The 25,131-nt window shown below is 56.2% G+C and carries 19 protein-coding genes and 2 pseudogenes; 10 read left to right on the forward strand and 11 right to left on the reverse strand.

The window, feature by feature from the left end; genetic code table 11:
- Positions 1 to 129: 129 nt before the first annotated feature.
- Entirely contained in the window at positions 130 to 369 is a 240-nt protein-coding gene (locus tag N8E88_RS04975; protein ID WP_262291413.1) for a PA2433 domain-containing protein, read from the forward strand.
- Between the two features lie 466 nt (positions 370 to 835).
- On the opposite strand, the gene N8E88_RS04980 is transcribed toward N8E88_RS04975, so the two are convergent.
- Positions 836 to 2,650, reverse strand: coding sequence for a tetratricopeptide repeat protein (locus N8E88_RS04980; RefSeq protein WP_262291414.1), 1,815 nt, complete (start codon positions 2,648 to 2,650; stop codon positions 836 to 838).
- A gap of 173 nt (positions 2,651 to 2,823) precedes the next feature.
- Between N8E88_RS04980 and N8E88_RS04985 the strand changes: the two genes are divergently transcribed.
- A complete protein-coding gene (locus tag N8E88_RS04985) occupies positions 2,824 to 3,798 on the forward strand; it encodes an AraC family transcriptional regulator (RefSeq protein WP_262291415.1) in 975 nt (324 codons plus the stop codon).
- A 264-nt stretch (positions 3,799 to 4,062) separates the two neighbouring features.
- On the opposite strand, the gene N8E88_RS04990 is transcribed toward N8E88_RS04985, so the two are convergent.
- A complete protein-coding gene (locus tag N8E88_RS04990) occupies positions 4,063 to 4,428 on the reverse strand; it encodes a hypothetical protein (protein ID WP_262291416.1) in 366 nt (121 codons plus the stop codon).
- Positions 4,429 to 4,559: 131 nt separating this feature from the next.
- Between N8E88_RS04990 and N8E88_RS04995 the strand changes: the two genes are divergently transcribed.
- Positions 4,560 to 4,952, forward strand: coding sequence for a hypothetical protein (locus tag N8E88_RS04995; RefSeq protein WP_262291417.1), 393 nt, complete (start codon positions 4,560 to 4,562; stop codon positions 4,950 to 4,952).
- 262 nt (positions 4,953 to 5,214) lie between these two features.
- Complete coding sequence (locus N8E88_RS05000) at positions 5,215 to 5,466, forward strand: DUF768 domain-containing protein (RefSeq protein WP_262291418.1); 252 nt, start codon at positions 5,215 to 5,217, stop codon at positions 5,464 to 5,466.
- 979 nt (positions 5,467 to 6,445) lie between these two features.
- On the opposite strand, the gene N8E88_RS05005 is transcribed toward N8E88_RS05000, so the two are convergent.
- Positions 6,446 to 8,293 (reverse strand): putative bifunctional diguanylate cyclase/phosphodiesterase, encoded by a 1,848-nt coding sequence (locus tag N8E88_RS05005; RefSeq protein ID WP_262291419.1) that lies wholly within the window; start codon positions 8,291 to 8,293, stop codon positions 6,446 to 6,448.
- Positions 8,294 to 9,265: 972 nt separating this feature from the next.
- On the opposite strand from N8E88_RS05005, the gene N8E88_RS05010 reads away from it, so the two are divergent.
- Positions 9,266 to 10,105, forward strand: a complete 840-nt coding sequence (locus N8E88_RS05010; protein WP_262291420.1) for an alkaline phosphatase family protein — start codon at positions 9,266 to 9,268, stop codon at positions 10,103 to 10,105.
- A 368-nt stretch (positions 10,106 to 10,473) separates the two neighbouring features.
- Positions 10,474 to 11,170: pseudogene (locus N8E88_RS05015) on the forward strand (TetR/AcrR family transcriptional regulator).
- A gap of 17 nt (positions 11,171 to 11,187) precedes the next feature.
- On the opposite strand, the gene N8E88_RS31480 reads toward N8E88_RS05015, so the two are convergent.
- Positions 11,188 to 11,715, reverse strand: a complete 528-nt coding sequence (locus tag N8E88_RS31480; protein ID WP_315975209.1) for a substrate binding domain-containing protein — start codon at positions 11,713 to 11,715, stop codon at positions 11,188 to 11,190.
- Entirely contained in the window at positions 11,688 to 12,089 is a 402-nt protein-coding gene (locus tag N8E88_RS31485; RefSeq protein WP_315975210.1) for a LysR family transcriptional regulator, read from the reverse strand. Before N8E88_RS31485 ends, N8E88_RS31480 begins: the two co-directional genes overlap by 28 nt.
- Before the next feature lie 105 nt (positions 12,090 to 12,194).
- On the opposite strand from N8E88_RS31485, the gene N8E88_RS05025 reads away from it, so the two are divergent.
- Complete coding sequence (locus tag N8E88_RS05025; protein ID WP_262291421.1) at positions 12,195 to 12,869, forward strand: L,D-transpeptidase; 675 nt, start codon at positions 12,195 to 12,197, stop codon at positions 12,867 to 12,869.
- A gap of 292 nt (positions 12,870 to 13,161) precedes the next feature.
- Positions 13,162 to 13,554, forward strand: a complete 393-nt coding sequence (locus N8E88_RS05030) for a RidA family protein (RefSeq protein ID WP_262291422.1) — start codon at positions 13,162 to 13,164, stop codon at positions 13,552 to 13,554.
- 416 nt (positions 13,555 to 13,970) lie between these two features.
- On the opposite strand, the pseudogene N8E88_RS05035 reads toward N8E88_RS05030, so the two are convergent.
- The 4 genes and pseudogenes from N8E88_RS05035 to N8E88_RS05050 form a co-directional block, all read right to left on the reverse strand.
- A pseudogene (locus N8E88_RS05035) lies at positions 13,971 to 14,275 on the reverse strand (hypothetical protein).
- A 283-nt stretch (positions 14,276 to 14,558) separates the two neighbouring features.
- Positions 14,559 to 16,325, reverse strand: coding sequence for a TRAP transporter large permease (locus N8E88_RS05040; RefSeq protein ID WP_262291423.1), 1,767 nt, complete (start codon positions 16,323 to 16,325; stop codon positions 14,559 to 14,561).
- The gene (locus N8E88_RS05045) at positions 16,318 to 16,899 is read right to left on the reverse strand and encodes a TRAP transporter small permease subunit (protein WP_262291424.1); all 582 of its coding nucleotides are present in this window, start codon (positions 16,897 to 16,899) and stop codon (positions 16,318 to 16,320) included. The genes N8E88_RS05040 and N8E88_RS05045 overlap by 8 nt, the downstream gene beginning before the upstream one ends.
- 375 nt (positions 16,900 to 17,274) lie before the next feature.
- Complete coding sequence (locus N8E88_RS05050; protein WP_262291425.1) at positions 17,275 to 17,760, reverse strand: hypothetical protein; 486 nt, start codon at positions 17,758 to 17,760, stop codon at positions 17,275 to 17,277.
- Between the two features lie 546 nt (positions 17,761 to 18,306).
- Between N8E88_RS05050 and N8E88_RS05055 the strand changes: the two genes are divergently transcribed.
- Entirely contained in the window at positions 18,307 to 19,293 is a 987-nt protein-coding gene (locus N8E88_RS05055) for a TAXI family TRAP transporter solute-binding subunit (RefSeq protein ID WP_262291426.1), read from the forward strand.
- A 91-nt stretch (positions 19,294 to 19,384) separates the two neighbouring features.
- Positions 19,385 to 21,445, forward strand: coding sequence for a TRAP transporter permease (locus tag N8E88_RS05060; RefSeq protein ID WP_262291427.1), 2,061 nt, complete (start codon positions 19,385 to 19,387; stop codon positions 21,443 to 21,445).
- Positions 21,446 to 21,926: 481 nt separating this feature from the next.
- Here N8E88_RS05060 and N8E88_RS05065 read toward each other — a convergent pair whose 3' ends face one another.
- Together N8E88_RS05065 and N8E88_RS05070 are read right to left on the reverse strand one after the other, a co-directional pair.
- Positions 21,927 to 23,837, reverse strand: a complete 1,911-nt coding sequence (locus tag N8E88_RS05065) for a potassium transporter Kup (RefSeq protein WP_262291428.1) — start codon at positions 23,835 to 23,837, stop codon at positions 21,927 to 21,929.
- A gap of 410 nt (positions 23,838 to 24,247) precedes the next feature.
- Entirely contained in the window at positions 24,248 to 24,607 is a 360-nt protein-coding gene (locus N8E88_RS05070; protein WP_262291429.1) for a hypothetical protein, read from the reverse strand.
- Positions 24,608 to 25,131: the final 524 nt, after the last annotated feature.

The raw sequence follows: 25,131 nt of genomic DNA on the forward strand, positions 1-25,131 counted from the left end.
GATATCATTGAGAAATCGAGGAAGCCGTCCCCACTCTATTGATTGACGTGGCAGAACCCAACCATGTACCATTCAAGCGCCGGTTGTCGACGGTGGCGCTTTCCGGGGACCGGTCAGGGAGGAACGGCCATGTTACGTTCAGTTTTGTTTGCATTTTTATTATCGCTTGTCTCCGCGACCGCCTTTGCTAATTCTTGCCCCAGCATCATGGCCGCGATCGATGCGGCCGTGCCAACCGCAACCCTCTCGGAGGCCGATATGACGAAAGTCAAGGCGCTGCGTGTCAAAGGCGAAGAATTGCATGCCGCTGGCGATCACGCCGGATCAGAGGCTGCACTCAACGAAGCCAAGAAGATGCTCGGCATCTGAGCCTCTCGTCGAGCACGGAACGCACCGGGCCTGATCTGCGCGGTTGACCTCACATTGCCGGCAGCGCACATAGCGGCGTTGTCACATTGTGATTTAACGGTTCTTGGATAGTTCGTTGCACCTGAACACGTCAATCGGAGTACATCAATTCGAGCACACGGATTGATGGGCCTCGGCGCAAACCGATGTCGCGCAGGGTATGATCATCAAGCTGATCGAGCAGGCGATGATCGGAAACCCTTTGCTCCCGACGCGGCCGCAAAAACCGGAAGGCTCTAACGAGAAATGAGGTCATCATAGTATTGGCCTTTCTTCTATGGTTGCATCAGTATTGGCGTTGCCTTGCGATGCCGGTTTTCCCACGGGCACGTTCGTCGCTCGCAAAACGCCCGTGAGAGCATCGTTAAAAACGCAAAACGAGTGGCGCATGGCCTTTTCTGGTGATCCGCGCGCCCGAAGCCCCTGGTCAGAAATACTGGCAGTGATCCGCCTTGACCGCCTTCTCCGTTAGAAACCAGCCAGGATCGATGATCCCGTCCGCCTCTGCAATGAGATCATCGGGCTTGACCTCGAAGGTCTGCGCCGCATACCGGCATCCGTAGAGACGAACATTCCCGGTGCTGACGAGAAGCTTCAGGAAATCTTCGATTTCGGTGGGCTCGCCGTCCTTGGTCATGCGGGCTCGTAGCCAGTCGGCGTCGTCCTTATGCCGGCCGTCCATTGTGAGTGAGGCCGCTCCGTCGCTAGTCAACGCTTTCACCGCCCAGAGCAGAAACAGCATGTCGACCTTCACGCCGTTCCGGGCCTGGGTGTAGGCAAAGGTCAGCGGGGTGAGCATCTTGTCGTAGGAGTCGTCCCGGACGATGATGGCGAGATGGTTCATGGTTTTGGGGGCGACTGTTCGTTCAACTCGCCCGAACGATGAGTGATTGGGTGCGGCCGCCTCACGAGCCTTCCTGTCCGGCGATGCACTAGTCCCGGCCCGCGTCAGGAAGCTCCGGTTGACCGGACTGTGGGGCTTCAGCGCCAGGCGTTCGCTGGCGATGGCCTCGGCCATGCCGGTAAGGCCGCCGCGAACGGTCGCCTCGGCCAGCGTCCAGTCGATGATGTCGCGCTGGGCATGGCTGCCGCCGAACGAGTTGGCGATGAAACGCACGCCGTGCAGACGGTCGGCTGCGGTTTCATAGTCGCCGTGCCAAAAGGCTGCGAATCCTTCGACCAGAGGCACGGCGGTGCGCCGGCCCCATTCGGCGACATCGGACGCAACGGGGCTGGCCCGATAGCCTTCGATGATCCGCTCGACCTCGCTGAACCGGCCTGTCCCGAGATAGGCCATCACCGCATGCCAGTCATTGAACGGATAGGTGCGGCCGTCGGCGTGGCTGTCCCAACTTGTCGCGAGTTCTTTCCAGCGGTCACCGACGTCATTGCCGGAGAGATGAAGCCGCCACAGAAGCGCCGAGGCGTCGACCATGTCGAGCGCCACGATGCTACGGTCCTGCCGGATCGGTCCGTCGTAGAGCGCGAAGACCTCGTCGGTCTGGCCGAGGTCGAGATGATACAGCGACCGATGCCACCAGTTGTGGACCTTGAAAAAGTTGTCGTCGCCGGACCAGTGCGGTTCGCGCGCGATCATCCAGCCGATACCGTCTTCGGCGCGGCCCTGCATCTCCATCACATGGGCGACGGCATGATGCGCCCAGCAGTCAAGCGGCTGCAGGTCGACCGCACGGCGGCCGGCTGCTTCGGCCCGCCCGTAGTCGCCGGTTTCCTCAAGGCCGAACGAATGCATCCCGAGCAGAATCGAGTAGCCCGGCATGTCCGCCGACCACTTCGGCAGAACGCGCGCGATGCGGTCGCGCAGGTCGCGGGCATTGGCGCGATAGAAATCCATCAGATGACCGGACTGGAGCGCCACAATGTCATGCGGATAGTGTGCATTGTGCCGATCGAGCGCAACGGCGGCGGCGATCCAGTGCCCCTCGACAAGCAGGCCAAGCGCGGCGACGTGTGAGGCCTCGCGTTCCGAGAGGCGCAGCGCCTTCACTTTCCCGAGGATGTCTTTCGCGGCCTTTGTCGCCTCTGGCTCGGTCGCCAGGCCGAACAGGTGCGCTTTCATGATGTGCGCCATCGCGAAGTCGGGTGCGGTCTCGATGGCGCGATCAAGTAAGCCGACAGGGTCGCCACGATATATGTTGAAGGCTTCCACCGCCTGATCGAAGAGATCTGCGGCTTCGTTCGTGGCGCCCGACAGGGCGTTTCCTTGCTTGTCCATTCTCATGGCTGGTCATCTCCATCCGGTTAATGCCTCCGTCGCATGCGGAATCCAGAACATTCGTCTGTGGCCGCTGCCCGAGGCGGGGCTTCGGTGCTAAACTAGACTTGCGGAGAAGCCGGCGGAATGAGCGGGACGCCGGAAGACTTGACCGATCCGCCAACTCAGCCGGGAATTGGATGGACGCTATTCTGGATATGATGCGCACCATGCGCTTTACGGGCGGCATCTTTCTCGATGCGGATTTCACCGCGCCGTGGTGCGTCACGGCAAAGGTCGGTCCGGAGGATTGCAGCCCGTTCACGCCCGAGCCGCGCCACATCATCGCCTACCACTATGTCACCGCAGGACGTTGTCTTCTGAAGGTGGGCAATCAGCCGCCGGTGCCCGTCGAGCGCGGAGAGATTGTCGTTCTGCCGCGCAATGACGGTCACGTCCTGGGAAGCGCGTTGAATCTCCGGCCCGTGGGCGCGGAGCATCTGATTCAGGCCGATCCGGACGGCGGGCTGGCGAAGATCGTGTATGGCGGTGGCGGAGAGCGGACGCTGATACTGTGCGGCTTCCTGGGCAACGATCTTCCGCACAACGCCTTCATCGCGATGCTGCCGAGCGTCTTGAAGCTCAACGTCTCCGACGGGGCCTCGGGGGGCTGGATCGAAAGCTCGTTCCGCTTCGCCGCGAAGGAACTTGCGGAGGGTCAGGTGAAATCGCCGCCGATCCTCGCAAAACTTGCGGAACTCCTGTTCATGGAGGCCGTCCGTCGCTACTTCGCCTCCCAGCCGCCCGCCGCCCATGCATGGACCGCGGGTCTGCAGGACCCGGTCGTCGGACGCGCATTGGGACTTCTTCACGGCCAGATTTCCCGGCGTTGGACAACCGAGGATCTTGCGCGGGAGACGGCCTTGTCGCGCTCGGCCTTTGCGGAAAGGTTTACCCGGGTCATCGGCGAGCCGCCGATGCGCTACCTGGCGCGTCAAAGGTTCGAGCAGGCCTTAGCGCAACTCAAGGGTTCGTCTCACTCCGTCGCGCGGATCGCGTTCGATGTAGGTTACGAATCCGAAGCCGCGTTCAACAGGGCGTTCCGACGCGAATATGGCATTCCGCCCGCGGCGTGGCGTCGGGAGAATTCGGTTGGCAAGGCGTTGCGCTCGTAAGGACCGTGGAAATCGGAGTCTGGCTCCCTCTGTCGCACTGCACTTTATTGTTAGAATGTGGCCGTTCACGCTGAACTGCTGCGCTTAACGTGAGAATGAAGTCGCAAAGAGTCTCAAATTAATTGCAATGCTGAGAATTCAGACGCTGCGTGGCTCGCGACGGTTATCTACTGGAAATTTGTCAGATTTTCTGAAGAGAGCAACGCCTGGGCTCGGCTAGGGAGACTGACCTGCCTTTTGCGGGTGGATTGCCCGACGCCGCCGTTAATACCAATTGTGTCGCGTATTATCGGTCAGGGCTCGTCCAACCAGTACGCCGAAGAGGAATCCCAGGACGCCGACGACGCCAAGAACCGACGTTGTCGTCCCTGGGTTGTCGCGCGCCAGCTCGGAAACGGTGTGCGACCGCGCGCGCAGGCCTCGTGTCGCCCTTGACACCATCGTCACCGCTTGGTCGGAGAGGTCAGAGGATTTCTGGCGCGCGTGGCCGACAACCTTGGCCCCCTGATTTCGGATGGGTTTTTCACTTTTTCTGATCTTTTTCCGGGGAGATGCGATTGGATTTTCCGGATTTTTTCGAAGGTCCTCGGCAGCTGCAAGTTCAGGCTTGGAAGGAGGAGTTTCGACCATTGGATTTGTCCTTGATGCATGACTGTTAAGCAACGATCCGGAGGCAGGTTGGTTCCGAAGGAAGCCGCAAGCGTCGGGAATCTTGCGAGCGCGGCCCTCCCCCGGTTCCGCTGATGGGAACATGCTGAGCCATGCGCTTCTACGAGTACCATGAGGCTCGACGCTTGCTCACTGCCGTGACGGGCCCATCCTCGCTCTTCGCTCAAGAACGTGCCAAGGACCCGTCCCCGTCGACAGAGGTGGCGTTTCTCAAGTCAATAACCGTCATGCCTGGCAGCCTGCTCGCTGCAAGGTCACTTCTACCGAAGCCCAAAATAACCGAGTACGAAAAGCACAATGACGACTGCTCCGACCAGCCATATGAGGTTGTTCATGATATGCTCCTTTTGGACGGCATCTCAACAATGCCGATAAACAGATCCGGTATCTGGTTGATCAACGCGGCAGCTTGGCCGGGCCGAATGGAATTGCTCAATACCAGTGTCCACGGCCGTGCCAACCGCTTCCGGCTAGTAGAACAATGAGAAGAGCTACGATTAGAAGGGTGGTGATATCCATGGACGGTTCCTAAGAGTGCTCTTAGCCGCTGCGCGGCTCATGCCCTGAGCAATGCGTGTTACTCGTGATGGCACTCCAATCTAAGCAACGTGCGGCACCGCGGTATTGTTCCAGTGGAAGGATCTGAAATCCCGATGTCCGTTTGTGAAAGATGCTGAGGGATCATGCGGTCGGCGAGGAGGGGCGGCGGGAGCCATATTAATGAAGCCTAGCACTAAGGAGATCTCAATGAGCGGAACTGAATCGCCACGTAAATTTGTAAGGGATTGGGTTGGGCGGAATGTCCATTACTACACATTTGACGATATCGAAGAGCAAGGCGAGAGACTGGCTGACGAATTGATTGCGGCAGCTAAGGCGGCTGGTTTCGGAGAAGACGAGCTCGAAGAGGCAATCGGTGACGATCTGGTCGATTATGTGATTGAGGCTCTTAGGAATGACCACGATCCGAAAGTTGGACATCGCGATAGCAACGACTGATGTCGATTTACACTTCAAACTGAGACTCTGGGAGTTTTTGCCAGACTTCGACACTTCAATTGAGATTTTTTGAATTGGAGTCTCAATTGAAGTGTAATTTCCGGCGGTCCAGGCGAACGCGGCTTCTTGCGTGCCGCGCTTCTTCGGTCCGAGAGTTGGAGTGCATTGTGTCTTTCGGAAAAGCGCCACAAGTTGCCGCGACATTACGGTCGATCGACCGGTCTATCAATCCCATTTTGAGTATCTGAAATACCATCTGCAGTCTCACTTGAAGTGCCCAAAATTGCACGTCGGTCTCACGTAAACTATTGAGAACATTCAATGCCTGAGTCCCAGTTTCAAGTGTAAATCGACATTCGGCAGTCAGAAGATGCCTGCCTGTATCAAGCGCGGACGCGTCATAGAAGCAGAGATGATCAAGCGGGGCCTATGATCGCAGAAAACCTCTAGTCCACACCGTACGTACATGGGGTCTCTTTGCCACCCTCTTGTCGCTGGGCAATCTAGTAGACCTTCTGGCGTGAACCAAAACTGCTCGTTTTGTGCTCCGAAAATCGCATAACGTCTCATCCGGAACTGCTTCCATTCCCTGTCCGAACCATACGCTGCGCAGCCTCGCACTCAAGCATTAGCGACGAGCTTGGGCATTCGACTGTCAAATCTGTGGGGCGATGCTCACATCGACATTGCCCAAGTTGGGTAAGGGCGTCTTGCCTCAAAAATTGCTTCAGCACGCACGGACTGGGTCGGTTCTGCTTGAGCAAGTGGTAATGCACAACAGCATCCGCCAAATTCGACGGGCAATACGGGGCGTTACCTTTGCGATGGCGCTAAAGAATGTCAGCGGAGATCCAGCTTTGGCACTAGCGCCGTGACCACTAACGATTTGTTAACCACACAAAGTGAGGAAGACCCTGGTTAACTGCAGCGTGACATCAAGGCGACATTTTCAAGGCCAACAGTTGCTGTTGCCTGTCCGCTAATACCAGGATGGATAGATGCCGGATCGCGTATGCGCTCTACGATGCTGCTCCAATAAGAGTTCCCTAATGTCTGCCGCCGAGACCGGTTTGCCGAAGAGGTATCCTTGACCGAACTGACAACCGAGCTCGCTCAGTTGGCGCACCTGCTCAAGAGATTCGATACCCTCTGCAATCACACGCATGTCTAACCGGTTCGCCATGTCCATGATAGCTGCGACAATGACTGAACTTGCTTTTCCATTGGCCAAAGCCCCCACGAAGGACCGATCGATTTTGATGACATCAACCGGGAAGCTTATCAGATGGGTAAGGGAAGCGTATCCCGTGCCGAAATCATCAAGTGCAACAAGCAGTCCTTTATCGCGGAGCCGCTTTACCGCTTTGGCCACGAACTGGTCGCTGCCGCCCATAAATACAGACTCGTTAACCTCAAGCACAATGTGCTTGAGCGGAACGTCTTGCTTTGCGAAGCATGCCTCGATCTTCGCCTGGAGATTTCCATATTGAAAATCCCCGGTCGTCACGTTGATCCCGACGTGCTCCACGGGGATACCGAGATCCAACCATTCGCGAATGTCGGATGCAACCTGGTTCAGCATTTTCTCAGTAACACGCGAGGCTATCTTGGTATCGGAGAACGCAGCAGCAAAATCGCCTGCAGGGGATACGCCGCCTTGTAGATCAGTCATGCGGACCAAAGCTTCCAGGCCGACAACTTCTGATGACGCCAGCTGCGCGATTGGTTGGTAATATGCCGTTATGCGGCCCTCTGCCAATGCAGCGTCCACATTGCGGATTGCGCGGATACGGTCGATGATCGAGGTGCGAAGCTCGGGACGAAATTGAACATAGCCTCCCCGGTCTGTCTCCTTTGCGTGATAAAGCGCAAAATCCGCATTCTGCCGCAACATATTTGCTTCAACGCCATCGGCTCCGAACAGGGCTCCGCCGATGGTGACGCTGGGAAAAAGTGTGTCCAATCCGGCAGTTACGGGACCACTGGTTCTATGAAGAATGCCTTGAGCAGCGCCAGCCAGACCCTCTGCAGTTGTGACACCATCAATGATGACTGCAAATTCGTCCCCGCCCAGCCGGAACGCTGTCTCTCCTGGACGGTCCTTGCCAATCATGTTGGCCACACTTTTGATCACGAAGTCGCCCACCAGGTGTCCCATAGTATCATTGACAGATTTCAAGTGATCGATATCTACCAGAAGTAGCCCGAAAGCGGCTTGGTCATGAACCCGCCGGCAAAGCATTTCATCAAAGCGGGTTCGATTGGATAGCCCGGTCAGCGCGTCAAAATAAGCGAGCTTATAATCGCGCGCCTGCACCTGTTCATGCTCAATGGCGATTGCGCACAGATGAACACAGGTCTGGACGATTCGCCTCTCCAGTTCATCAGGTGTCCGGACTGTTTTGTAATAGAAAGCAAATGTACCCACCACGCGTCCATCGCGCGACTTTATAGGAGTAGACCAGCAGGCTCGAAGTCCAAGTGGCAGCGCCAGAGCTTTGAAATCAGCCCAGAGCGGATCGGATTCTATGTCAGAAACGATGACGGGTTCGCCTCGGTAAGCCGCAGTTCCGCACGACCCGACCGTGGGGCCGGCTTCGATTCCGTCGAGTGCCTCAGAGTAGGCGTCAGGCAGGCTTGGCCCAGCCAGCGGGTGAAGCTTTTGGTCCGGGTCAACTGTAAGCACTGAACATACAATGGTTGGAACCAGATTCTCGATCCTGCGACACAGCAAATCGGCAATGTCGCGCAGTGGATCACCAGAGGTCACAGCTTCCAGAATTTCATTCTGGATATGGAGCAGGAGATCACTGACGCCAGGCTTCATACAGATTTCCACATTGAAGGGATTTTCGCACCGGTCGTGCAATACTACTTGTCATCCGTAAAGATAACATGAGCAGACGATTGTTGTTCACTTAACTTCAGTCCTCCATCAAGTGTGGTCTGCAATGGAGAAGCGCCCGCGGACAAGCATTGTTCGAAAGGCATGGTCACTTTATATTTGCGGCAAATGGGTATGTATCTGGTGACGACTCATGATCTTTCACGTTCCAGCACGGGGAATTTACTCGGTACCCTGACGTCCCGATTGGCCACGGATTCCGAAACGCTCATGGTTTCAATCGCAACAACAGCAGGCATCTGCGTGCGGAGCGGCTCTCGCGTTCGGGTGCTACTTTAACGACGACACGTATCGAATTCGTCGAAATCACCCGGTGCCAGTTTCGTCCTCAAGAAGGTTCCCTGGTTCGACCGTTTGTCAGCCCGAAGCCATGGAAGTCTAGATCAGGCCGTCCGGCTGCGGCGTTCGGTCGTCATCTTGGATCCGCGTGAACTTCGTTCCATCCAGCGCCGTCACCTCGGAACCTGACGTCCTCTGGCTTCGGCGCCTTCTATTTCCTCGTATCGGCGGTATGCTAAGCGTCAGCCACATGCCCACGAGCCCCAATCTGACCCCTGGATTGTACGCAGCGCCCACACCCCAGCAAACGGCTCATCTAACTATTTGATCTCAACGCAAGGACCGCAACGCTGCCCGAAGCTCTGCCGCGATCTGCCAGGGAACCGACGTGCGGCTGACCAAATAGACTGACAGCCGCGAGTTCGTCTAAGAGCGGGGGAACTGGTTCCGCCGCCTGGCACGGTTGGGAATTAGACATCCGCAGCGGCGCCTTCCTGGTCGATCCGGAAAGTACGGGCAAGAACTTTCCGGTTCCGGTTGCGGTTGAGGATGAGAAGATTTTTGTGCATCTTTGAGGCTGTCGTTTACCTGGTCCCCACATAGCAAGGACACTGCATGCCGCTTCGCTCGAAACTTCTTCTCATTGTCCTCGACGGCCTGCCATGGCGCAACTGGCGCAAATATATGGGCAACCTCGAAGGCTGGGTGCAGTCGGGCGAGGCGCGCGTTTGGAAGATGCGCTCCGTCCTGCCGTCGACGTCCGCCTCCTGTTACGCCTCGATCCACACTGGCGTGTCGCCGCAGGTCCACTATGTCGTTTCCAACGAAACGCTGTTTCGGGTAGAACAGCCCGACATATTTTCCGAGGTTGTGAAAGCGGGGGGCAAGACAGGGGCGGTCACGCATTCGTTCTGGTCGATGTTCTTCAACCGCGTGCCCTTTGATCTCGTCCGCGACATCGAGTATGACGAACCTGGCGGACCGATCACCCATGGTCGTTTTCACACGATGACCGGTTACAATCACCAGAACCAGATGACGCCCAGCGATACGGATTTGTTTGCCACGCTGACCATGCTGGCAGAGCGTCGCGGCATCGACTACGGCATTCTCCACACCTGCACGCTGGACTCGATGGGACACCGCTTCGGTCATGATTGTGGCGAGATGGACCATGCGCTGTTTGCGATGGACGCAATGCTGGCCACTTTTCTGCCGCGCTGGCGCAAAGCAGGCTATGAGGTTATGGTGACGGCCGATCACGGCCAGACGGACCGCGGTCATCATGGCGGCCGCAGCGACGATATGCAGGATTTCGCGCTTTATTATTTCGGCGCCGGCGAAGGACCTGAAGACGATGTCCTGCTAGACCAATTGCAACTTGCGCCAACCGTCCTCGAACGGCTGGGCGTACCGGTGCCGGCAACGATGAAAGCCGAATCTTTTCTGAGATAGGTTACTCTGCAGTACTGGTCGCTCCGGGAGCGCAAACAGGCGTTTTCCCGGACAATGGCGGAACTCGACCGGCGGCTGAAGATTTTTATCAATCTGCCGCTTGCCTCGCTGGATCGGCTCAGTATCCAGAGCCATGTCGATGAAATCGGCCAGTCAAAGGGCGAAAATTAATCCTGGGGAAGGACTATAGATTATGGAGAAGTTGATTTCCCGCGGCGAGACTGAAATATGGCTGTTGCAACACCGTTCGAACAACCGCCTTTGCCGCGAAGGACGAGCATGCCTTTTCCATCCGTGACGATCCGATCCGACCACGCCGGCCAACGTCGCACCATTGCATCGGTCCCGGAAGCGGCCGAGGGCTGCTGATGAGCTGGCCAACCCATGACGGGGCGAAACTGAAAATCGCGCGGCAGAAATGCCTGGATGCCCTGGGTGGTTGCGGTCGTGGGCGGCCGCGCTCGTTCAACCGAGAAGCAGCCTTGGCGCAGGCAACGCGTCTGTTCTGGATGAAGGGGTTCGAGGCGACTTCAATCGCCGACCTTACTGAGGTGATGGGCATCGGTGCGCCCAGCCTATACGCAGCATTCGGCTCGAAGGAGGCGCTCTATGTCGAGGCGTTGCATTACTATGTAGCGAGTTACGAACGCTTCTCTTGGGCTCGTTTCGAGGCTGCGGCGACAGTGCGCGAAGCGGTCGAGATCCTATTTGATGGATTCAGCCGCCGCACTGACCGGATCTTTTGATGGTATGCCCCAAGGCTGCATGGTGACACTCTCGTCAGTCGGCAGCGAAGGTCATTCGGAACTCTGTGAACTTGTGCGCTCAGAGCGTGCCGCCCCGCTCGAGCGCCTGAAGGCACGCTTGGCCCGAGCCGTGGTGGAGGGTGAGCTTCATGCCTCAGTCGATGTCCATGCACTGGCCCGTTTTGTCCAAACCGTTCAGAGCGGGATGTCGATCTTGGCACGCGATGGAACGAGCCGCGCCGAACTGGAGGCCGTGGCTCAGACCGCGATGCTGGGTTGGGATGCTCGTACCGGCGGTCGCGCTAACGCTCGCCCCTGATGCCGGTCTGTCAAAATTCAGTCGATGCCTTCGACATTACGCAATTTCGGAACCACAAAGTCGGCAGAGGCTCGCACAACAGGGCGCATGAATCTCGTCGATGGATAGGTCAAGTATGCGTCCGTCGGCCTGACCTCGTATTCCGGCAATATGCGCACCAGACGTCCATCGGCCAGCTCTTTCGAGACGAGGATTACCTGGACAGGACCTGCACCGTGCCCTGACTTCAGGCTGTTTATTATCACCTGCGCGTTGTTGGTTCTGAGCGATGGGCGAATGGCAATCTCGGTCATGGCCCCCTCTTTGCATAGTGTGAGCGTATCTCGCGGCGACAGGATTGTCGTGTTGGTGACCATGTCCACCTGCGACAAGCGATCAAAACTGTCGATCGGCCCGACACGTTTCAGAAAGTCCGGCGACGCGACGAGAATGCGCCGGATCGATCCGAACCGGCGGATGATCAGCTCCTGCTGTTCCGGCTTGTCGTATTGAACGGCGAGATCGAAATTCTCATAGATCAAATCGACTTGGCGGTTGTCGAGCACGAGATCGACCGTGACCGCCGATGCTCGTTCTGGAACTCCATCACCATGCCATGAAGATGTTGTGCACCAATGCAGGATGGGGCATGGATGCGAAGAGCACCTTCGATCTCACCCATGTCGTGGCGGACACCTTCCATCGCTGCCTCGATCGAAGCAAGCGCATTACGGCTCACCTCGTAAAGCCTCATTCCATGCGCGGTCGGCCGGACTGCGCGCGTCGTGCGCTCCAGCAACCGCGCGTTGACGTGGCGTTCGAGGTTGCGGAGATGCTTCGTCACCGCCGGCTGCGAAATACCGAGATCGCGTGCTGCACCTGTCACCGACCCCTTTTCAACGGTCCTGACGAAGGCTCGAAGGGCGAGATTGACGTCCATTTATATCCTCTGGTTATAGTATCTATCACACCATAACGGGTAGACGCGACCCGCGCCACAGGCTTTATGCCTCCCACATGTATCTGTCGTGGGACTGAAGTAAAAATGTCGATAAGCAGGCGCTCGTTTGTTGTTGGATTGCCAATGGTACTGGGAGGCTGCGCGACGCAACAGCCTCAGGAAATGACGCCGAAGTCACCTGCCAACGATCCGTACTATCTGACGATGTATGCGGCCATCGACACTGAGCCATTTCCAGTTCCTCCTGTCGACCTGAAGAAGGTGAAGCCACGTTTCTACCGGCAACAGGTCGCCTACCCGACGAACGAGAAGCCCGGCACGATCGTCGTCGATCCGAACGAAAGGTTTTGCTACCTCGTCCTGGAGAACGGCAAGGCGATACGGTACGGCGTTGGCGTCGGCAAGATCGAGGCCTTCAACTTCCAGGGCGAAGCTACGATCGCACGTAAGGCTAAATGGCCAGGTTGGCGACCCACGCCTGACATGATCGCTCGCGATCCGGAACGATATGGACCGCTGAAGGAGGGCCTTCCGGGCGGTACGGCAAACCCTCTCGGACCACGCGCGCTCTATCTCTACCGGGATAACCAGGACACCTACTACCGTCTTCACGGCACGGTCGAGCCGTGGACCATCGGAACCAAGGTGTCGTCCGGCTGTATCCGCCTCCTGAATCAGGACATCATGGACCTCTACAACCGAGTTCCCGTCGGTACGAAAGCGGTGGTCTTGCCGTCAATGGCCGTTGCGACCAGTTGAACCCGCGGATCGTACTCGACGCTGCTAAAGATATGCTCAGGATCAATTGGAGAATGAACAATGCAATGGGAATATCTAGTGATCGAAAGAACCTTGGATTCCGGCGATCTTGGGAAGCTGGGGGCTGAAGGACAGAGCTCGTCGCGGTCGTCTCTCCAGCGCACTTCGTGCTGCATTACTTCTTCAAGCGAGAGGCGCGCGTCTGACGGATAGTGCGCCGCACCAAGAGATTACGCGACGGACATTGATTCGTCGGCACCCTTTCCAGCAACCCACAACAGGAGAATTCCATATGGCCCAGCGTGACGCCGTTTTCCCCGCCGGTCGGCATGACCTCTACACCTCACAGACCTATTCCGCGGCGATCAGATCAGGTGATCTCCTGTTCGTGTCCGGTCAGGTCGGCAGTCGCAGCGACGGCTCGCCCGAGCCGGACTTCGAGGCTCAGGTCCGTCTGGCATTCGCTAATCTCGAGGCCACCCTGCAAGCGGGTGGATGCGGGCTTGACGACATCGTCGACGTGACGACCTTTCATACCGATCCCGAAAATCAGTTCGGCACAATCATGACCGTTAAAAGCGAAGTCTTCCCGGCAGCGCCTTATCCGAATTGGACCGCGATTGGCGTCAACTGGCTCGCGGGGTTCGACTTCGAGATCAAGGTGATCGCCCGTATTCCCGGCTGATGTCATCAGGTTAGAGTTTGAAACAGTCAGCCGATACCGTTGGTAGCTTGGGCACGCAATTTCTGCTCGAAAGGATTTCCGCAAGGCCAGCGGCGCAGTCGGCGCATGCTGCATACGGATCTTGTCGTGCGGAGGTCGTGTAGCTCGAAAAGGTACTTCGTTAGGGTGTGATGAAAAGTCCGGCTGAGCCATTTCAGATTATGATCTCAATTCTGGCCCAGGGTGCCTACGTCACTGTGCGGCCGCCCGAGGTAGGCCAGGGGGCGAGCTTCTTCGCGAAGTCTGCGCAAGCTGTCCTCTCTTGAATCTATGCTGCCGATTCCTCTGCAATGCGATGTCCGCTTTTGGTCAATCGGCGTGATTTTAGGAATGACTGACATGCGGGCGCAAAGCAGCCATCGCATCGACGCGCGTGCTTAAATTCCTGAACCGTCAAGGTGCTTGGTGTCCTCGCCTTCCCAAGGTGGGGGCATAGAAGTACGATCCAGATTGGCAGAGGGCATCGGCATCCAGCATTTTAATTCCGGCTCGGCATATTCGACGATACGGCCGGGTGACGAATCAGAGGCGCGCCAACCTTCGGCGCCGAACTGGTCGCCATTAGACCAATAAGCGAGATCAACTTCGGCCGGCCCCTGTTCGGATGGGCGGATTGTTACAAGGATTCTGACTGCCATCTTTCGGCGCTCGCCATTTGGCGCCAGCGGTTTGGGTCGTCCATCGTTTTCCTTTTGAATTGCTATGGCTTGCAAGTGTCGCCTCACCATTGAATGCCGTCAACTCAAACTTTTTCACAGCCATCCTGCGAATTCGCCACATACTGCAGCTTCACATCCATACAACTTTTGCCGCTGGTGGTTGGTCTGCTCGCTTGCATCTGCGCTACAATCGAAATCGGTGAAAATTGACCAGGTGTGCCAACACTCGGCGTCGCTTCATATTCCACAGCACAATTCCTGGACGTTCAGAAGCCGCCAGTGTTGTAGCCTGAAGGTTAGCGGGCACTACATTTTCGGCGGCTCGTTTAGGTTTAGCGCCGGCGGCGCGGGTACCGAGGGATCGGATGGACGCTTGCCGAAGGGTGGTGAACTCAAATCGTTACCAGCTCCGCCACCAAGGCCTCTTCCCAATCCGCCACCCAGACCATCGCCTGGGTCGAAACCTGGTATTTCGATCTTCATTGTTGCCGGATCGACCACGGGACCCGAGCCTTTGTAGTGCATTACCATTTGCGGAAATGCGATCGTCAATCCTATCATTATCACCTGGATGCAGACGAAGGGTACAGCGCCCCAATAAATTTGGCCGGTGGTGACGGGCTGAATTTTCTTTCCAGTTATTTTGTCGAGATAAGGCACCTTTGCTGCGACGGACCGCAGATAGAACAGGGCGAAACCGAACGGCGGGTGCATGAAGCTCGTTTGCATGTTGATGCCAAGCAGAATGCCGAACCAGATCAAATCGATCCCAAGTTTGTCGGCAGCAGGCGCGAGCAGAGGCACGATTATAAAGGCGAGCTCGAAGAAATCGAGGAAGAAGGCCAGGAAAAATACCAGCACATTGACGACGACAAGAAACCCGACCTCACCACCGGGTAGCCCGATAAGCAGATGCTCAACCCACACGTGACCGTTTACGCCATAAAAGGTCAACGAGAAGACGCGCGCTCCTAGCAGGATAAACATCACAAATGACGACAGCCGTGTTGTGGAGGCTAACGCTTGACTTATGACGCTCAAGCTGAGCCGCCCTTTTGAGGCGGCCATGATCAAAGCACCCACCGCACCCATTGCACCACCTTCGGTCGGTGTTGCAATGCCGAGGAAAATTGTCCCGAGAACGAGAAAGATCAAGGCAAGGGGCGGTATCATGACGATGATGACTTGCTGGGCCAAGCGGGACATCAGGTTAAGTCCGAAAGACCGGTCAGCAAGAGCAAACCCATAGATGAGGACAGTTGCAAGCGTTGCGCCCCAAATATCGGCGTTTGATCCGGCGAAAGTCGCAAGCAGAAGACTGGCTCCATAGGCACCAGCACCGGCGATGACGAGTGTGACGATGAGTGAGGCAATGCCAGAGCCCAAAGTGCGGGCTTCGATAGGAAGGGCGGGCATGGAATCCCGCTTCCAGAACGTCATTAGGAAGATATAGCCAACATAGAGGCCGGTCAGAACAAGACCGGGAATAAGTGCACCGTGATACATATCTCCGACCGAACGGCCCAGCTGGTCGGCGAGAACGATCAGAACCAGAGACGGCGGGATGATCTGGGCCAAAGTTCCAGAGGCCGCAATAACCCCGGATGCAACGCGGCGGTCATACCCGTAACGCAACATGATAGGTAGCGATATCAGGCCCATTGCGATCACGGACGCAGCGACCACGCCAGTGGTCGCCGCAAGAAGCGCCCCAACGAAAACAACGGCATAGGCCAAGCCACCCCGGACCGGTCCAAACAGTTGGCCAATCGTATCGAGCAGGTCTTCTGCCATGCCGGAGCGCTCGAGGACTATACCCATGAAAGTGAAGAAAGGAATGGCAAGAAGAGTTTCATTGGACATTGTGCCCCAGAAGCGTTCGGGCAACGCATAAAGCAAGGGCCAGGAGAGCGTGATGCTCCCGTTAGAATACGGTGCCAGTTGGACGCCCGCGAAAAAGAACAGCAAGCCGTTGGCCGCAAGGGCAAAGGCCACCGGGTAACCGATCAACATGAAGATGATCAGGGAAGCGAACATAATTGGCGCCATGTTTTGCGCAATAAACTCAATCATTGCGCGCCTCCGCAAAAGCCACTTCCTGTTCCGCAATTTCCTCAAGGGACATCGGGGGGTTAGGGTCCGGTATATCTCCGCGGATCACGGCAACTTTCTTAATAATCTCTGAAATCCCTTGTATGCCGAGGAGGAGAAAGCCAATCAGTAGGACGAGTTTGGCCGGCCACAGGATCAAGCCACCTGCGCTGGAAGAAACCTCGCCACTATCATAGGAAAGCCTGACGTAAGGGATGAAGTAGGAAATCATCAGAATGACGAATGGCATGAGAAATGCCACATGTCCGAACAGATCGATCCAGTGCTGAACGCGACGGGAAAAAGCTCCATAGACAATGTCAATACGAATATGTTCGTTCTGGTGTAGCGTATATGCGGCTGCGAGCATAAAGGCGCCCCCGAAAAGGTACCACTGCAGTTCCAGCCAGGAATTCGAGGACATATTGAACGTCTTGCGAATGACCGCATTGCCGGCGCTGACGATGACCGCCAAAAAAATAAGCCAAGCTACATAACGTCCGATGAATTCGTTGATACGATCAATTGTTCTCGATAGCGCGAGTAAAGCCGACACAGATTCCCTCCCCATGGATTATGCGGCTGAACACAAAGACCGCCGCTTCTCCGTCCCGCGGTATGGTGGTCGGTCTCTTTCAGCCTCGACTTAATAGATATATCGGCTTGTCACGTTATCGGCGATTGGTCAAATGAAGCTCTCTGCCAGGATTTCAGTCGAGCTGCCGATCGTGGCACGGCCTTTCGTAGTCGTCACTTTCCGAAACAGATGCCGCCGACCGAAGTCGAAATCCAGCGTCATGTGGGAAGAGGCGGTCGCGTGGCAGGACCCAGCTGTTTCGGCGACAATTGGTTGCCGAAGATGGTGACGCTTATCGATCTCCCACTTGCCCAAGCAGCAAGATCGAGCTTAGCGTGGACGGAGGTCGTCAGTTCAACGTTCCAGCAGCGACCTGGATTGGCGATTACCAGACTCGATTAAGTAAGCGGTGACTATATTACGCAGCCATGCGAACACACCGCGCTCTGGCCTGCCAACTGCCTTGCGAATGTAGTGGGCTGCGATCGCCGCACTGACGGTCGCGCCGAAATGACAGTAGCACGTGATCTTGTGCAATTGTCTGTCGGACAGTTCGAAAAATCGCTTCGCTTCACCGTAACTGTCGTCTTTCAATCCACCTGCTCGGAAGACTGAATCCTCGAAGGCCACTGAGATCGGCGAACCCTCGCTGCGCATGGCCGTACGCTCTCTGGCTGGCTGATACTCGGTCTCGGGCAGTGTCGCGAGGCGCCGTTCGGGTTTCTGTTCGAGGAGCTGTGCCCAGCGTTCAAGGCGTCCGTTGCGCGACATGGCTTGGTGCGGATAGTCTTGATCGACCTCGGCGACGCTCTGCAGTTGCTCGAGTACATGGTGCTTCATTTTCGCCTCCTCTAACGATAGTTGGTCCGCCCATTCCCGATTTATATCCTTGGCAAATGTGGCTCCCACGAATTTGGAAGTCCAATCACGATAATGCCGTCCACTCGCCGGAAGAAGAATTCGCCGTCAAGCAGCGAAGGCACTGCTCCCATCTAGGCGCCGCCCGTTGTTCTCGATAGCGCGAGTAAAGCCGACACAGATTCCCTTCCCATGGATTGTGCGGCTGAACACAAAGACCGCCGCTTCTCAGTCCCGCGTCATGTTGGTCGGTCTCTTTCAGCCTCGCCTCAATAGGTATATCGGCTTGTCACGGTTATCGGCGATTGGTCAAATGAAGCTCTCTGCTAGGTTTTCAATCGACTGCCGTTATGTCTTTCACTTCGCCATGCCGTGCAGTCGGCAAATATGAATAGCAAAGGTTGGACGTTTGGTATGTGGTGGGTGCCAGTCGCGCGGTAGAGATCAACGCTTTCTCGCGCCGTGAGGTTGACAATCCCTTTCATGGTTACGATCCTTGCCTCCTTAATAAGGGATAAGGGGAACACAATGAAATTCTTCAAAAACTTTCGATTTGTAGCCGCAATGCTCATTGTTGGCGCGGCAGTTGGATCAGGCCTCGCCATCGCGCAGACACCGGCGTTTTTCCGTATCGGAACTGGAGGGACTGCTGGAACCTACTATCCCATCGGAGGTCTAATCGCGAATGCCATTTCCGGCAGCGGTGACAAAGGAGTTTCTGGCCTTGTGGCAACGGCAGTCTCGTCGAACGGTTCCGTCGCCAATATCAACGCGATTCAGGGCGGCGCACTGGAGTCGGGGTTCTCTCAATCCGACGTTGCCTATTGGGCGCATAGCGGTACAGGGCTCTATGAAGGCAAAGGTAAGGTCGAAGATTTGCGGCTGATCGCAACACTTTATCCCGAAACGATCCATCTGGTTGCCCGTAAGGGCGCAGAAATAAAATCTGTGGCGGACCTCAAAGGCAAGCGAGTTTCGCTCGATGAACCTGGCTCTGGCACAATCGTCGATGCGCGCATCGTGCTAGGTGCCTATGGCCTTACCGAAAAGGATATCAAAGCCGAGTACCTCAAACCGGGACCCGCAGGGGACCGCTTGCGCGATGGCGCGCTCGATGCTTATTTCTTCGTCGGCGGCTATCCGACAGGGGCAATTTCGGAACTTGCGACCTCAAGCGGCATTTCGCTTGTGCCGCTAACTGGACCCGAAGCCGATAAACTCCTTGCCGACAACAGCTTTTTTGCCAAGGATACCGTTCCTGCAGGGACGTACAAGGATGTCGGCGAAACGCCGACGATATCAGTAGCCGCGCAATGGGTAACGAGCGCCAAGCAGCCAGACGATCTTGTCTACAATATTACGAAGGTCATGTGGAACGATGCCACGCGTGCGGCCCTGGATGCGGGGCATGCCAAAGGCAAGCTTATCACCCTTAAGAATGCCACGACTGGCCTCGGCATCCCCCTGCATCCGGGGGCCGAACGCTTCTACAAAGAAGCCGGAGTGTTAAAATAGGCAAATAGGCAAAATTTCCGGACGGTACAGGGCGCGCCATCTTAGGCGCGCCTGCGCTTTCAGAGCCATCGCACCAAGCAACGGAGCCAGCATGAACCCTGAATCTGTAAAGAATGCGCCTTCGTCGCCGATGGAGCTTGACGAGGCGAAGGCGAGGGAACTCGAGGAACGGTTCGATTCGGAAATCCGGTTCAGGCCCCTTTCACAGGTAGCGGGCAGGCTGGTCGGTGCCCTGCTGATCGCCCTGTCGATCTTTCACTATTACACGGCTGGTTTCGGGCTGCTGCCCGAGATGGTTCATCGTGGCATTCATCTATCATTTGTGCTCGGTCTGGTATTCCTCGTATTCCCATTTTCACGCAAGGGCTATGATCAACCAGCCATTTCGAGCCTGCTGAGACCCTTGGGGATTTCGATCATTGACTGGCTTCTCGCCACTATCGCCGTGGTTGCCGTCCTTCACGTCCCTCTCATTCCTTTAGACGATCTTGCCTTCCGCGTCGGCAATCCAACGCAAACCGACGTGATCCTTGGCGGATTGCTTATCCTCATTCTTCTCGAAGCGACACGCCGTTCCGTTGGGTGGCCGCTGCCCATAATCGCGGTTCTTTTTATGACCTATGCGATTTTTGGTCCGTCCATGCCAGGCATTCTCGTTCACCCCGGCGCCACCGTTCCGCAGCTTGTCAATCACTTGTATCTTACGACCCAAGGCATCTACGGCATCGCCCTTGGCGTCGTCGCGACCTATGTCTTCCATTTTGTGCTTTTCGGCGTCTTCGCCACGCGCATAGGCCTCGGACAACTTTTCCTCGACTGCGCTGCCTGGATAGCCGGGCGCTATGCAGGCGGGCCCGCCAAAGTCTCGATCTTCGGCTCTGCGCTTTTTGGTATGATTTCCGGCTCGTCCGTTGCCAACACGGTGACGGTCGGCTCGCTGACCATTCCGGCAATGATCCGACTGGGCTATCAACGCCATTTTGCGGCTGCGGTCGAATCCGCCTCATCCACCGGTGGCCAGATCACCCCGCCGATCATGGGGGCCGCGGCATTTCTGATGATCGAATTTCTCAACCTACCCTACACGACAATCATCCTTGCGGCGATCGTCCCGGCATTCATGCACTTTTTCGGGGTGCTCGTGCAGGTCCATTTCGAGGCCAAGCGCACGGGGCTTCGCGGTTTAAGGCCAGAGGAGATGCCGGACCTCAAGGAGGCATTCAAACGCGACTGGCCCACCGTCATTCCGCTGATCGTGTTGGTCGGTATTCTGCTTGCTGGCTATACTCCTTATCTTGCCGCCTTTTGGGGCATCACCCTTTGTGCGCTTGTAGGGTTGCTCAACCCGCGCAAACGAATGTCCATATTGGAAGTTTTCGAAGGTCTGCGCGACGGCGCAAAGTACGCGCTTGCGGTCGGCGCAGCCGCAGCGACTGTCGGCATCGTCGTCGGCGTCGTGACCCTGACCGGCGTCGGGTTCAAGATTTCTTTCATTGTAACATCGACCGCCGCGGAGATGGCGACATGGGTCGGCGCGATCTTGCCGGTCGCACTGTTTGCCCCACAAACCTTGACACTGCTTTTCACGCTGATCATGACCGGTGTGGTCTGCATACTCATGGGATGTGGCATTCCGACGACTGCGAACTACATTATCATGGCGACGATCGCCGCGCCGGCGCTCGGTGTTCTCGGCGTAGAGCCGATTGTCGCGCACTTCTTTGTCTTCTACTACGGGGTTCTTGCTGACATTACCCCGCCGGTGGCGCTGGCCGCCTACGCTGCAGCGGGCATGGCAGGTGCAGATCCGTTTCGAACGGGAAATACGGCATTCCGGCTTGGGCTTGGCAAGGTTCTTGTGCCTTTTGTTTTTGTTTTTTCGCCTTCATTGCTTCTTGTAACAGCAAACTTCACATGGTTCGCGTTCTTCGTTGCCTTCATCGGCTGCACCGTCGGGATTGGCTGCCTTGGTGCCGCTTTGTCAGGTTTCATGCTGGTCAGGACAAGGATTTGGGAACAGGCATTGCTCATCATTGCAGCGATCCTTCTTGTTGTACCAGAAATCTATTCATCACTCATTGGCGGTCTGCTCATTATGCCTGTGCTGATTCGTCAATTCACTCGTTTGAAGAACTCTGCATCGGCTCAATGAAGATTGTTGTGATGCCGGCTTATCGGATTAAACCCACGATGGAAAATCTCGAAGAGAGTCGTGTAAAAAGGCGAGGATGAAGTGGATCAGAGCATGTTTGGCCCCCACGCGACGACGTTTTCCGGCCACAATACAAATTTTGGGCGAGGCCGTAATCAATGCAGCGTGCATTGGGCAATCTTGCCAAAGGCGAGGGGTTTGTCCTACTGATCGCGCATGGGCTCTCTTTTCCACTGGTGGATCTATGTGCTGGTCATCATCGGCGTATCGGCAGTGTTTGGTCTTTTCGGTCCGCCCTGTCGCCCGAGGGATGACGAGGAGTGAACGTAACCCCGCGTCAGTATACGCGATCTACAGGTTGTAGCATGCCTGCAGTAGAGTTTGTTGTCCGACCAGGAATGCTCCTGGGTGTGGCTTTACCAGTCGAACCTGCTGGTGATGGCAGAAGAAACCGACCAGTCGAGCACCCGCGGCGTGCAAGTCAAATTGTCGTTTGAATCCCCAGTTCGACCACGCGCCCGGTTGGCAGACGGAAATAGTCTGTCGCACTGCTGGCATTTTGGGCGAGCGCTACAAAAATGCGATCTTGCCAGAATGGCATTCCCCCTTTTGCGGCCGGTATCAGCGTGCGTCGCGACAAAAAGAACGACGTCGACATAATGTCGAATTTCCAGCCAAGCTTCTTTGCAAGGACAAGGGCGCGCGGAACGTTTGGCGTCTCCATATAGCCGAACGTGATGATCACCCGGCTGAAATGCGGCGTGAAACTTTCATAAAATATCTTGTCGTTGTCTGCGACGAATGGCGAAGAGGATGTAACCACGCTCAATATCACGTTTTTCTCGTGCAACACCTTGTAGTGCTTGAGGCTGTGGAGGAGGGCGGTTGGTGCCCCCTCGACGTCGCTTGTGAGGAAGACTGCCGTTCCTGGAACCGTCAGCGGCTGCTTTTTCGTCAGGCTTTCGATCACAGTTCTCAAAGGAATTTCATCCGCCCGTGTTTTCGATATGAGTAATCGGCGTCCCGCCATCCAGGTTTGCATCAAGAAAGCGGCGCTGAGTGCGATCACAACAGGCACCCAACCGCCGTGGGCAAATTTCGCAACGTTGGCCACGAAAAAGCCGACGTCGATGATCGCAAGCGGAATGATGACAAGCAGAGCGAACAGCAGAGACCACTGCCAGATCCTACGCATCACCACGAACAGCAGGGCGGCGGTGATGAGCATCTCTCCGGTAACCGCGATACCGTATGCTGCAGAGAGCGCACTGGAGCTTCTGAAACTGATGATGAGGACGACGACGCAGATCAAAAGCAGCGTGTTGATCTGCGGCATATAGATCTGACCAGACTGCGTTTCAGACGTATGACGCACATGAAAGCGCGGCAGCAGATTGAGATGCATGGCCTGGCGGATGAGGGAGTAGGCCCCCGATATCACGGCCTGGCTGGCAATAACGGTGGCGGCCGTTGCGAGAATGACCATGGGTAATTGTGTCCAATCAGCCTGCATTTCAAAGAAGGGGTGCTCGGAAACAGGATTTGTCAGCACGTATGCTCCTTGCCCGAAATAATTCAACAGCAGACAGGGGAAAACTATAGCGAACCAGGCGACGACGATCGGTTTGCGGCCGAAGTGTCCAAGATCGACATAGAGCGCTTCGGCACCAGTGACGGCCAGAAAAACAGCGCCCAGAACAGGAATCGCTATTTCCGCGTGCACGACAAGAAATCTGACGCCGTAGTAAGGATTAACCGCCGCCAGAACGGACGGCTGCTCGACGATATGAACCAGTCCTGAAACACCGAGGGCCAGGAACCAAAGCGCCGTTATCGGGCCAAATATGGATGCAACGCGCTCGGTTCCAAATCTCTGCACGAGAAAAAGCGCAAGGATGATGGCGACTGTGATGGTGACGACCCATTCAGCCAAAGTGGGTGCTACAACTTCAAGACCTTCAACGGCCGAGAGGACGGAAATCGCGGGTGTTATAATTGCGTCGCCAATAAACAGCGACGCTCCTATGACGCCAAGCACAAGTATCCACACAGGTCTGCCTCTGAAACTCTCCCGGGCCAGCGCCGTCAGTGACAGTGTTCCACCTTCGCCCTTGTTGTCAGCCTTAAGCACGAAGCTCACATATTTTATCGTCACCACCATGGTGAGCGCCCATACAATCAACGAGAGCAAACCCAAGACCTCGAGGCGGGCGAATGAAACAGATGGGGAACCGGCAGCGTGCAGGGCCTCGCGAAAGGCGTAGAGCGGGCTGGTGCCAATATCGCCATACACAACGCCCAAAGCTCCGAGCACCAGAAGCGGAAGGCCCTGCGAACCATCGGCGGAACTTGGAATTTGCGGGTCGTTGGCGCGCAGCTGGGTCGAACTCAATGACACGTCCTCGTTTGATTGGGCAGTAAGTTCATTAGCCATCATGGTGTAGGTGACGAGGCCGCGAATGAAAAGCCACAAAGGACTTGTCACGCTCAAACGGCAGACCGTTTTTCCGCGTTATCGTCGTTTGCACCGAATCCTATGAAAGAATTGCTATCGGCCAATCGTGTATCCCTTTTTCACAGTCGCGAAGCTCGTGAAGGTCAACAACAGCCATTCAGCCTGATAGATATCCGTTACTGGGCGGAAAGCCCTGACTGGTGCGCGGTAGTCCTCGGGGCGGTTCGTGAAGGGTGATTGGCAGGATCGCGACTGGCAGTGGCGGGGATGCGTGATTTCATGTCAATATTGATGCGGTTGGTCGCCACAGTGTCGTGAACTCGGTGGCACAGGCTACGGAACATCGCCTACGGCCCTATTTCGTCGCCCATTTCGGCACATGTTTCGAAAATCGTCTGCGTGTATTCCTCGGGACTGCTGGCGCTGAGCTTCAGCACATCATCGACGGCTTGTTGTTGGTTGCTCCAGCCGATAATCCAGTTTCCTCCGAAGTTTCCGTCCGCGACATAAGCTCTTCGCGCACGCTCCTTGTACGCGTCGATCCGTCCCTGGTCGATCTGGCAGATATCGGCTGCGATCCGCGCCATACCGCCCGACAACTGCGCACCTGTCACGGCCATCGTCTTCATTTGTTCCGCTGGTTGCGTATAGGCCGAGATCGGATCGGCGCAAAACACTCCGAGAGCGAGAAACTTGGCGATTTTCACGCGCATTTCCTCCTTGCAATCGAACGCCGCAGTATAATACGAATTGCTTGCGATGGCATCTACTAACGCGCCATGTCTGATTTGTGCGAGACGGATTATAGGTGTGATCTGATGTGCGAACGTGATGACAAGGGCAGTCCATGCCGGCGTCAGGGCAAAGCGGCATTACAACGCGATGTCGTCCGTGGATCCCACGGACTCTGCCGCCGATCATTGCGACCATCAGCTAAATCTTGTTTGCGGACATAAGAGTTGAGGCCCGGCGGTATGGATCCGTGATGACAATCGCATAACACCGAGCCTCTGTCCTCTGGGGGAGAGGTAAACTGTAGCGTGATCCCCCCGATGCAGACTGTCAAATCAAAAACATTTGGCGCGACAACCCTTTTGCATACCAGGGCTTTGGGTCTACTGGGAGAAGAGCGTAGCCAAAACTATCCCCAGTCTTGCCAGTTTCCCTCTCAGGAATTCCGACATTAAACGCGCTCTCGCCAACAGCTAAGAGCGGTCGTCGGTGCAACTCG

Origin of the sequence: Phyllobacterium zundukense (assembly GCF_025452195.1) — a bacterium.
GTDB lineage: Bacteria > Pseudomonadota > Alphaproteobacteria > Rhizobiales > Rhizobiaceae > Phyllobacterium > Phyllobacterium zundukense_A.